At 59.6% G+C, this 9,736-nt stretch carries 14 protein-coding genes; 13 read left to right on the plus strand and 1 reads right to left on the minus strand.

The annotated features are described in order from the left end of the window. Window positions 1-53 precede the first annotated feature (53 nt). From JFT44_RS14500 to JFT44_RS14560, 13 genes are all read left to right on the plus strand, one after another. Window positions 54-341 carry a hypothetical protein gene (locus tag JFT44_RS14500; RefSeq protein WP_198830835.1) on the plus strand — a complete coding sequence of 96 codons (288 nt, stop codon included), beginning with the start codon at window positions 54-56 and terminating at the stop codon, window positions 339-341. Further along, window positions 334-561, plus strand: coding sequence for a hypothetical protein (locus tag JFT44_RS14505; RefSeq protein WP_198830836.1), 228 nt, complete (start codon window positions 334-336; stop codon window positions 559-561). The genes JFT44_RS14500 and JFT44_RS14505 overlap by 8 nt, the downstream gene beginning before the upstream one ends. Continuing rightward, a complete protein-coding gene (locus JFT44_RS14510) occupies window positions 558-1,112 on the plus strand; it encodes a hypothetical protein (protein WP_198830837.1) in 555 nt (184 codons plus the stop codon). Before JFT44_RS14505 ends, JFT44_RS14510 begins: the two co-directional genes overlap by 4 nt. Further along, window positions 1,109-2,005, plus strand: a complete 897-nt coding sequence (locus JFT44_RS14515; protein WP_307830147.1) for a toprim domain-containing protein — start codon at window positions 1,109-1,111, stop codon at window positions 2,003-2,005. Before JFT44_RS14510 ends, JFT44_RS14515 begins: the two co-directional genes overlap by 4 nt. Next, the gene (locus JFT44_RS14520; protein WP_198830838.1) at window positions 1,992-3,782 is read left to right on the plus strand and encodes a DUF927 domain-containing protein; all 1,791 of its coding nucleotides are present in this window, start codon (window positions 1,992-1,994) and stop codon (window positions 3,780-3,782) included. Before JFT44_RS14515 ends, JFT44_RS14520 begins: the two co-directional genes overlap by 14 nt. Next, window positions 3,779-4,141 carry a hypothetical protein gene (locus tag JFT44_RS14525; protein ID WP_198830839.1) on the plus strand — a complete coding sequence of 121 codons (363 nt, stop codon included), beginning with the start codon at window positions 3,779-3,781 and terminating at the stop codon, window positions 4,139-4,141. The genes JFT44_RS14520 and JFT44_RS14525 overlap by 4 nt, the downstream gene beginning before the upstream one ends. Then, window positions 4,138-4,452, plus strand: coding sequence for a hypothetical protein (locus JFT44_RS14530; protein WP_198830840.1), 315 nt, complete (start codon window positions 4,138-4,140; stop codon window positions 4,450-4,452). The genes JFT44_RS14525 and JFT44_RS14530 overlap by 4 nt, the downstream gene beginning before the upstream one ends. Then, window positions 4,449-5,057: a hypothetical protein gene (locus JFT44_RS14535; RefSeq protein ID WP_198830841.1), complete on the plus strand. Its 609-nt coding sequence runs from the start codon at window positions 4,449-4,451 to the stop codon at window positions 5,055-5,057. The genes JFT44_RS14530 and JFT44_RS14535 overlap by 4 nt, the downstream gene beginning before the upstream one ends. Window positions 5,058-5,163: 106 nt before the next feature. Continuing rightward, window positions 5,164-5,544, plus strand: a complete 381-nt coding sequence (locus tag JFT44_RS14540; protein ID WP_198830842.1) for a hypothetical protein — start codon at window positions 5,164-5,166, stop codon at window positions 5,542-5,544. Window positions 5,545-5,556: 12 nt separating this feature from the next. Next, on the plus strand, window positions 5,557-6,162 hold the full coding sequence (locus JFT44_RS14545) for a tail assembly protein (RefSeq protein ID WP_198830843.1): 606 nt from the start codon (window positions 5,557-5,559) through the stop codon (window positions 6,160-6,162). A 44-nt stretch (window positions 6,163-6,206) separates the two neighbouring features. After that, window positions 6,207-6,668, plus strand: coding sequence for a hypothetical protein (locus tag JFT44_RS14550; protein ID WP_198830844.1), 462 nt, complete (start codon window positions 6,207-6,209; stop codon window positions 6,666-6,668). Window positions 6,669-7,387: 719 nt separating this feature from the next. Beyond that, window positions 7,388-7,999: a hypothetical protein gene (locus tag JFT44_RS14555; protein WP_094994327.1), complete on the plus strand. Its 612-nt coding sequence runs from the start codon at window positions 7,388-7,390 to the stop codon at window positions 7,997-7,999. Window positions 8,000-8,918: 919 nt separating this feature from the next. Then, window positions 8,919-9,143 (plus strand): hypothetical protein, encoded by a 225-nt coding sequence (locus JFT44_RS14560; protein ID WP_198830845.1) that lies wholly within the window; start codon window positions 8,919-8,921, stop codon window positions 9,141-9,143. A 372-nt stretch (window positions 9,144-9,515) separates the two neighbouring features. On the opposite strand, the gene JFT44_RS28675 is transcribed toward JFT44_RS14560, so the two are convergent. Next, the coding region (locus JFT44_RS28675) for a hypothetical protein (RefSeq protein WP_233098356.1) at window positions 9,516-9,736 on the minus strand (221 nt) is incomplete at its 5' end.

Raw genomic sequence — 9,736 nt, forward strand, 5'->3', positions numbered from 1 at the left:
GCAATGCCGTCATGTTCAGAGTCGATCTAGCGACCTGACCTAAGAGGTTAAGCATGAAAATTCAAAACGGCGCATCAGCGTCGACGGGATCGGCTTGCCCGAAGAAAGCCACCGAACTGTTTTACGTCACCCACCCGAAGGTGCCCAAGTCATTGCTGGGGCCGTTCTTGACCGAGGCCGACGCTGAGTGCGGGCGCGTTGTTATGCGTAGTTCTGGCGCCCAGGTGACGGCCTGTCTGGTTGACTCAATCGACGACATCACCCGCTGGCACGGTTTGAACAACGGTCAAGTTTGCCGGGCCTTTGCTGGCGCTGATCGCCGGGAGGTCAGCCATGGGTGACGTGACCCCAATCAAGCGCAAAGGCAGTGGCGGCCCACCCGCGGCTGGCGCGCATATCGACAGCGCCAGCTATACGCTGCTGGTGGAAACCCTGGTGGGCTTCCTGGAGCTACGCATCTCGGAAGGCGATCAAGGCCGCCACTGCGATGAGCTGGAGCGCCTGACTCAGAAACTGGAGAACTTGGCCAAGCGGTTTACCCCGCCGAAGGGGGCCGCATGAGCGCTTCTGTTTTCGAGAAACTCAAACTACATCCCCTACCAGTAAACAGGGCCGCTGTAGCTGTCGGCTTTCTCAAGGGCGAGCATTTTGAGGCGCGGTTCGACAAGGTTCGCCCGAAGATGCGAATCACCCTCGACCACCCACCGCAGGCGCCCATCCGCCCCGAGCACGCCACTGACTACACCGGCAAGAAGCGCGGTCGAATGACAGCGTATGCATGGCATCGACCAAGCCTTGCAGGCAATGGAACTTGGTGGGTCTGTCGCTGCGATTGCGGCCTCTATGAGTATCGGCGCCCTGGCACTTGGGCCACCAAGCCGCTGCCAGGCGATATGTGCGAGGTGTGCCTTCGCTCGCAAGAAATGATGAGCGGCCCTACGTCAAAACAGAGAACTCTGGAGCGACTTGCAAGCTGGATTCGTCGAATGCGCGAACTTGGTCTCTCCGACCTGGAGATAACGCAACTTCGTGCGCCAGGCATGGATATTGATACCGCAGGAAAGACCGCCGCCGAAATCCGTAAGCAGATTGCTAACGGGAGCACCCTGTGACCAGTCAGCAGGATATTGATCCGGCCGTTCTATTCCGTGATGCGCTCCAGGCCGTCTATGGCCCCCTCGACTGGCTACCAGAGCCCGACGGTGCAATCCACCGATTCCGTGTGCCGGAGGATAAGCCTGGCTCGCTCAATGGCTGGTATGTGCTGTACCTGGACGGCATTGCATCCGGCGCTTTCGGCAGTTGGAAAGCCGGTGGCGCCAGCACCTGGTGTAGTCGCGAACCGGTGGACGCTCGCGAAGCCGCACAAATCCGCGAGCGGGTTGATCTAGCCCGGCGCCAGCGCGAAGCCGAGCAACACCAGCGCCAGCAGCAGGCCGCCGAGAAGGCCAACCACTGGTGGCGCAATGCGCGCCGCGCCTCCCCCGACCACCCGTATCTGGTAGCCAAGGCAGTTCGCTCCTACGGCCTGCGCCAGCGTGGCGCTGACCTGCTGATCCCGCTGTACCTGGATGGGCGCTTGGTCAACCTGCAAAGGATCGGGCCGGACGGCGACAAGCGTTTCCTGTTCGGCGGCCGGATCAAAGGCACCTATTCGCCGCTGGGCATCATTGAGCCAGGTTCTGTGCTTTGCATCTGCGAAGGCTGGGCGACGGCCGCCAGCCTCCACCAGCACGGCGGCTACGTCGTTGCCGCTGCCATGAACGCGGGCAATTTGATCCCGGCGGCGACGGCCCTTCGCGCTCGCTACCCGGGCCAGGCAATCGTCATCGCCGGCGACGACGACCGGCTCACCGATGGAAACCCGGGGCGCTCAGCGGCAAACGCAGCGGCGGCGGCCGTGGGTGGCCAAGTGGCTTTCCCTGAGTGGCCGGAAGGCGCGCCCGATGACCTCACCGACTTCAACGACCTCGCCAACTGGAAACTCGCCCATGTCCAAGCCTGACAACGTGATCAACCTTCGGCCGGACGCCGCGACCATTGCGCCAGATCGTCCCTGCTGGGCGGTATATGAGCATTGGGTGATCAATGAGAAGGGCCGCAAGCTGCGCCCGGGCGTTTACTGGCATAGCTTCAAGCGCGCCGCCGCTGACCAGGACGACGCCGAGGGCGATACCGGCGACCGGCCTATCACCGATGAGTGGATCTCCAGCCCTGTCACGGTCGTGGCCCGCACCACCAACAGCGACGATGGCAGCGAGGGGCGGTTGCTGCGCCTGGTCACAGAGGGCGGCATCAAGGAGTGGATCATCGCCATGGAAGTGTTCGGCGGCAGCGGCGAGGACGCCCGCCGCGCATTGTTCGGGATGGGCGTCATCATTGCCCTCAAGAAGCGCGGGACGTTCATGGAGTACCTGCTCGACCAGCATCCTGCAGAAGTGTTTGCCACCACCAGCCGGCCGGGCTGGCATGAGTCGGGCGCGTTCGTGCTGCCTGGGCGAACCATCGGCAGCGCCAATGTCCGGTACCAGGCCAGCAATAAGGCTCAGGTACTTTTCAGCCGGCGCGGCGAGCTGGCGCTGTGGCAATCGGAGGTGGCCGCCAAGTGCGCGGGTAACCCGGTGCTGACACTGGCGATCGGCTGCGCACTGGCTGGCCCTTTGCTGAGTTTGGTGGGCGTGCTGGGCGGTGGTGTTCACTTGGTGGGCGATAGCTCGAGCGGTAAGTCGCTGGCACAACTGATCGGATCGTCGGTATGGGGCGACCCGGGCGTGTTCGCCGCCAGTTGGGACATGACCAAGGGCGGCCTGGAGATCGAGGCATCGAGCCGCAATGACACCATCCTGCCCTTGGATGAGATAAAGCGCGCCGACCCCAAGCGCGTACAGGAAATGGCCTACTCCCTCGCCAACGGCCAGGGCAAAGGCACTATGACCCGCGAGCGCGAAGGCCGCGCCAAATTGAGCTGGCGTCTACTGACACTCTCCAGCGGCGAGCGCTCCCTCTCCGAACACGCAGCCATATCCGGCAATGCTGCCCACGCTGGCGCCGAGCTGCGCATGGTCGACGTAAACGCCGGTACCCGCACACACCGGGCCTTCGACGAATTGCATGGGCTTGAGGGAGCGGACTTTCACCGGCAGCTCACCGTGGCGGTCGGCGCCCACCATGGACACCTCGGGCCGGCCTTTGTCGAGAAGCTGCTCGAAAGCGACGACCACACAGGCCTACTGGAAGACTTCGCCGGGGTGCGCGCCAGCTTTGTGGAAGACAACGCCCAGGCTGGCCGCGTAGCTGATCGGTTTGCGGTGATCGCGCTTGCCGGCGAGATGGCCATCGCCTACGGCCTGCTGCCATGGGTGCCGGGCACCGCCCTCGCCGACTGCCGTTTGCTGTACGGCGAATGGCTCAGCCGGGTTGGCAGCGGCAACGCCGAAGATCGGCAAATCCTGGCGGGCATCCTGGACTTTATCGACCGCCACGGTAGCAGCCGCTTTTCTGATGTCGACGACCAGACGCCTGATACCAAGGTATTTAACCGCGCCGGGTACTGGGAGCTGGTGGGCACCAACCGCCTGTACCTATTCAACAAGCCAGCGCTCATAGAGGCGGCACACGGATATGGCCTTTCTCGCATCATCAAAGCTCTGGAGGGCGCGAACGTCCTTGCACGCCGTGACAACGAGCGTAAAACCAAAAACTACCGTCTCCCAGGTGGTGGCCAGGCGCGTCTCTACGTGATCGACCCAGACATCATGGATCGTGAAGGCGGTGGCGTATGAACGTCACTCCAAGACCAGCAATCCAGATTGCCCGAGTTCACAGGAACCTAGAATCACTGGCAACAGTGGCAACACCGGCAACGGCCTTGCGGGACGTGGCTTACAGCCGTTGCCACCCTATAAAAAAAGTGGCAACAACTGGCAACGCACACCTCACTTTCAACATAAGAGACCGGCTCTCTCCTTTCATTTGGTTATCACTGTTGCCGGTAAAAAACCGGTGGCAACAGTTTGGCAGCATCGGCAACGCCTGGAGGCCACGGTTTACGGGGCTGTTGCCATTGTTGCCGCTGTTGCCGGTGTTTTTGAAATCACAGGAACACTGGATTACCAGCGATCAGGCCGAGGTGACGGTATGAGTCTCCTTTCCGGCCTGCTCGATCACATGCCGCCAGCCATTGCAGGTGCCGACTCCACAAATTTGCGGAGTCGCCTTGAACCTCGCCCGCGCCTGATGCTGGCCAGCCTCGTCGAGCGCACCCCCCGGCTCATCACAAGCCCACACGCAAGCGCCGCCACTGCCACACCTGAATGGCGACAGGCTCGCGACCAATACCTCAACCACATCATGGTTTGTCGGCGCTGCTACGCGCCCACCGGCCGCCATTGCACGGCTGGCGCCCACCTGCGCACCAGCTACGACGCCACACCTATGGAGGCGTACCAATGACGCCCAGCCTTATCACCCGCTTGTGCAACATCGCTTTGAAGCCAGGCGTCAGCGCCACCACGCAGCTCATCACCACCCGGCGAATCTGTCGCGCCATTGCTGGACAGCTCGACGTTATCCGCAGTGAACGGCGAGCCCTACGCCGGCAAGCGGGAAAGCTGAAAGCGTTTCTCCCATTCACCCGGCAGACCATTGCGGAACTGGAGGAGCAGGCCAACGAACACCAGGAGGCTACCCGCAGCGGAGCGTGGAGCGCACTCGCAGGGTTTGGCCAATCACTAATGTTCGACCGCGAGGGGCTGGCGCAGGCTCTGGGCTTCGACCAGATGTGCGACCTACTGGGCGTCAACCCAGTACATCGCCATCGGGCCAGCGCAGACGGTGACACCAGCCTTCGTGGAGTGGCCTACCTATCCCAACTGGAGGACAGCGCCGACCGCAAGAGCGACGAATGGGGCGCCGGTGGCCCGCTGTATCGGGCCTGCCACGCCGCCATGATCCGGTTCATCAGGGAGTGCCCGGAAGATCAACTACCCGACCCATTCGCCCCTGGTGCGCCGTTCGGCCCAAAGCTGCCACCAGCCCTCAGCATCGTCGGCAACTGACCATTTTCCGCGCCACGTTTTGCGAATCACGAAAACGTGGCGCGACACCAAGCAACACCACCGGGCACAAGCCCATGACCAGCGCCAGCGGCGCATAAGAGGAAACATGACAGACCAACATAGCAACACCACAGGCCAGGCACCCACACACCGGGAGCGCTTCGCCGAGGCGTGCAAGGTGACTGACTTCGTGATCAACCCGAAAGCGGTGGCGGGGTATTACGTCTGGGGCGTTGACCACATCGTCAAGGGTGGCCGTAAGGAGATCGATGGTCCGTATTACACCGAGGACGAGGCTTGTATAGCAGCAGATCTGATGAAGCCAATAGAGCCGTTCGCTCGAGCGTTTGTGTCAACCCATTGCTGGGCGTGGAATCCAGATCCAGAACGTGAAAAGGCTATCCGTGGCGACGCCATGGCATCCCGAATGATGCTCGCCATGCAGATCGGCGCCGAAGTACCAACCCACGCCACCAACGATAAGTAGGAGAAATAAACCATGGCCGCATTAGTTATCGAGTACACCCCGCGAACAACAGTTCTATTGGGCGGTTCGCTCGCGAAGAAATACGGCAGGGAACACACTTTCCTGCTTTCCGGCCACGGGGACACCCGCGAGGCAATGAAGGCGATAGATGTAAATCACCCGGGGTTCGCACAGGATATAGCTAGCGCCAAGGCGAGAGGGTTGGAGTTTGCGGTTTTCCGCAACCGGAAGAATGTTGGCGAGGACGAGTTTGGACTTGGTGGTTGTCGAGAAATAAGGATTGTGCCGGTTATATCGGGGAGCAAACGGGCAGGCGTCTTGCAAACAGTGATCGGAATAGTCCTCATTGTTGTCGCGTCATTCATGACGGCAGGTGCCGCCGCAACGGCTGTAATGGGTGCCGGGATTGGCACCGCCGCCGGCGGCGTGATCCAGATGCTGAGCCCTCAAGCCACGGGCCTCAAGACCAGCGCTGCGCCAGAGAATACCCCCGGCTACGCCTTCGGCAGCGCCAAGAACACCACGGCATCCGGCAACCCTGTCCCGTTGTGCATTGGCCGGCGGCGCTGGGGTGGCGCGATTATCAGTGCCGCGATCTATGCTGAGGATCAAGTGTGAAATCGCATGGGCTAACCGGAAAGCTGAAAATCAAAGGTGAATTGATGGATATTGCAGAACGAGTGAAATTGAGCATTCGAGCAGTCGGCTCTAGAAATACTGATGAGCTAAAGCGGCTAATGAATAGCTGTCCCACCGAAACAGTCGAAGTGACCAATCTTGAATACCTAAACACTTTCCGAATGCTTTGCCGCGTCGCACACATTTTTGAAAGTGAGATGCGCGGTATAGCACTCACGATGGCGGCCAATATGTCCAATGCCGGAACAGTGATTTTAGGTCAGTGTCTCGATCAGGTCGCCTCAGCTAAGGCAGCGTGGGAAGAGTTCTGCTCAATCTATGGGCTCACCACAGACGAGTTGATTAACGCCGCTGGAGGGCATCACCCCACAGTCAGCAACATGATGAAGACCACACTCAATCCTGACCCGGAACTCGTAGAGCAGTGGCGTCGCATCTTCGCGATGGCTGCGAGCGGAGAGGTTATCGGAGAAAAGCGTCACTAATTGGGGCTTTCACCAGGCGCATGGTAGTTTCCACATCTCATCAGTAATGGACGACGACCCATGCGCTTTGTCGGAGTAGCAATTTTCGCAGCCTCTACCCTCCTCCTGGCAGGCTGTTACTCACCTAACAGCCTGATTCAAAAGGGCCCGACTTTTTCGGCTACCACCGCGAAATCCCCGAAGAAGTACGCGCTCTGTGTTTTCCCTCAGTGGCAAGAGTCACGTCCTGACGCAACCATGTCGGAAACCGAAACCGGCTATCGGCTAATCAGTGGCAATGACATGAATACAAATGAAATCCTACAGATCGCAAAAAACACGTCAGGTAGCTCTGTGAAGTTTTACCAGCGCGCTTATCTCGACTTCGGCTCAGGAAAAGAGATCGCCCTAAGATCCTCAAAGGCGTGTCTCTAACAAGCCTCCAGAAGCCGAGACAGACGATATGGTCTCACTCAGACCAAATCGTCTGTTTCGCCATCTAGCTGGTATCCACTCTGGTATCCACGGTTTGGCGTTGATCCACGCCGGAGCCAGGGTGGTGACCAGACACGGTGACCACCATCAGTGACCACTTTTGGCTGGTCAAGGGCTCGTCCAATCCCTCTCGGAGAAACGCACCATGGAGGGGCCAAATGCTGGCCGAGCCACGCGGGATAGCACTCCGGACTGCTATATTGCCGACCACCTGACCAGCCTAACCCAATACAAGGAATGTGAATGTGAAGCTCGCCCCTGTCTTATTACTCGCCCTTATGACGTCTGGCTGTGCTACCGGCCCCGCCGTCGAATGGGTGACTGTCCGCAACACTGACAAATTCACTGATAAATCCAGTTGCGCGGTCACGGTGGGCACCTATTACACAAGGGGCGGGATATACACCGTCAGCAATCAATACTACCCATACATTGAGGTGATAAATGGCGACCTCCGGGTAGGTGTGAAAAGCGGCGGCCGCTTCCTGATCCCGGTCGGCGACGTCCAGCTCAGAGTCGATCAGAAAAAGGCATGGACGATAAGCACCAGCGAAACCCCGCTGGACTATGTGCCCGAGGGCCAGCTCAAAGCTATGCAAGCCTATGCGCCGAAAGATCCCCAGCAACAACAGATAGTGGAAAACGCCTACAAGACTGCGATGGAGGCTACAGCGCGATCCATGTCGCCTTTTACCGCGTCAACAGGCGAGAAGGCTCAGTCCATTCTCAAAGAGATGCGATCCGGCAAGACTCTTATCTACCGCACTGTTGGACTGAATCAAGCAGCGTCTACGACCGGGGAATATGTACTGGACCAATCGCTGGAGGTCGCATTGCGTCAGTGCGGCATCCAATAGCCGCAGACATCAGTGATCTCGCGTAATGTTTCACGCATGCTGATCGCGCACCTAGTCGATGCGCGAAGCCCTCCCGCGAAGGGTTCACGCAGCATATTCACGCACTGGGGCCGTGTAACAACCGGTGTAACAGCAGAACGCGCTGCTGCAGATCGGGTCGCCGTCGCTGGGTACGCAGCTCAGTACGCACGGTTGGTACGCATTCGGGTGCGTACCGACAGCAGGTTCGCACTGAGGTTCGCACTTCCGGTTCGCACCCTCTTACGCGAGCCTGGTGCGAACCTAGCCAGTGGTTACCACGCTGGTTAACACGGGAAGTTACCAATACAAGCGGTTGCCAGGCGCTGGTTTCCACTGTTGTTTCCAGCGTTTTGCAGTGTTTTCCACTGGCAACCCGGCCAGGCCCAGACAAAACCCACGGCGCGGGGTCGACTGGTCGGCGCGCACGATCCGCGCCAGCATTGAGTGTTGAATTCAACTCACCGTGTAGATCCCAACACGCTGGCGCCGGCATTTACTTTGACCACACTTTGACGGAATGCGAGACAGGCATCAGACCAAAACCACGCCGGGTGGGCGTCTGAGGCTTACTGCGTGGCCAGCCCGTCAAACAAGCGCAACGTGGCCGCTGATACCCCTGACAGACCCCAGACGAACCCCGCCCTTTCGTCTCTCCTACTTTTACCTGGCCTTTACCGAATCGCTGGCGAATGTGAGACAGGCATGAGACGGATTCGGCGAGCGTGGCCGCCTGAGAACGCGCAGCGACCAATGCGGGCGGGGCTCACGCATTAGATTCGGGGAAATCCCGTATCACATCACCAGGGCACTTTGCCGCCGGCAGACGCAAACCACGTAAAGGTGATTCCGGGCATTCGCGGCGCCGGTGCTACGCTCTCCCGAAACACGGAGAGCCACCATGACGGAAACCAAACTGATTGCCAGCCTGTTCGACCGCCTCAACCAAAACCAGCTCGCCCTGGGCGCCGCGGTGGAGGAGCTTTCCAACTGGGTCGAACAGCGCGGATCGGCAGACATTGCCAACAACGTGCGCGGCGCACTGGAAACGCTCGACGAGAACCTGATGTTCATTCGCCAGGGCATTGCTGAGTTGGCCGTCGCGGGCAGTCTGGGCCAATCGTGAGGAGGCAAATAATTCTGGACAGTTCTGGACGGATCGCGCCGCGGAACGTGATCTGGCCCAGCCCGCGAGCCATAGCAATCAAGGGCTCTGACCGATCGGCGTAGCAGGGCAGATAGTCACCACGTCCAGAATTAGGGGTGTGTCCCGCTGCGGGCGGTTCCGAGAGCCACATCAGAAGTCCAGAGATGGAAATACGGCTCTCAAATCCTTGACCATCCTTGACGGAGCCTTGACCAAATTCTTGACAGGTCTTGACGGATTTCTTCGGAGCCACCAGCAGGAGGAGCGCTGAAAGCCACGCAGGGCAAGGCTTTTCGGGCATTCTCGCAACTTGGCCAGCACCAGCCTCGTCAAGAATTTACGAGGTGGCCGTCAAGGCTGCTGTGCAATGAATATCAAGGTCCACGCTGGCGGGATGGTGTGGTGAAATACCGGGTCATACAAATGCTTAGCGCGCCAGGCAATACTAGGCTCTGTACGTAAACCCAAGAAATACGATTTTCTGTAAAATACACCGCCATTAAAGCCAGGAGGCCAAGATGGCAAAGCGGTATGAACTCCCCGACGCAGCCTGGGATCTGGTTGCAGATATC

The organism is Pseudomonas sp. MF5691 (genome assembly GCF_016405645.1).
Classification (GTDB): domain Bacteria; phylum Pseudomonadota; class Gammaproteobacteria; order Pseudomonadales; family Pseudomonadaceae; genus Aquipseudomonas; species Aquipseudomonas shahriarae.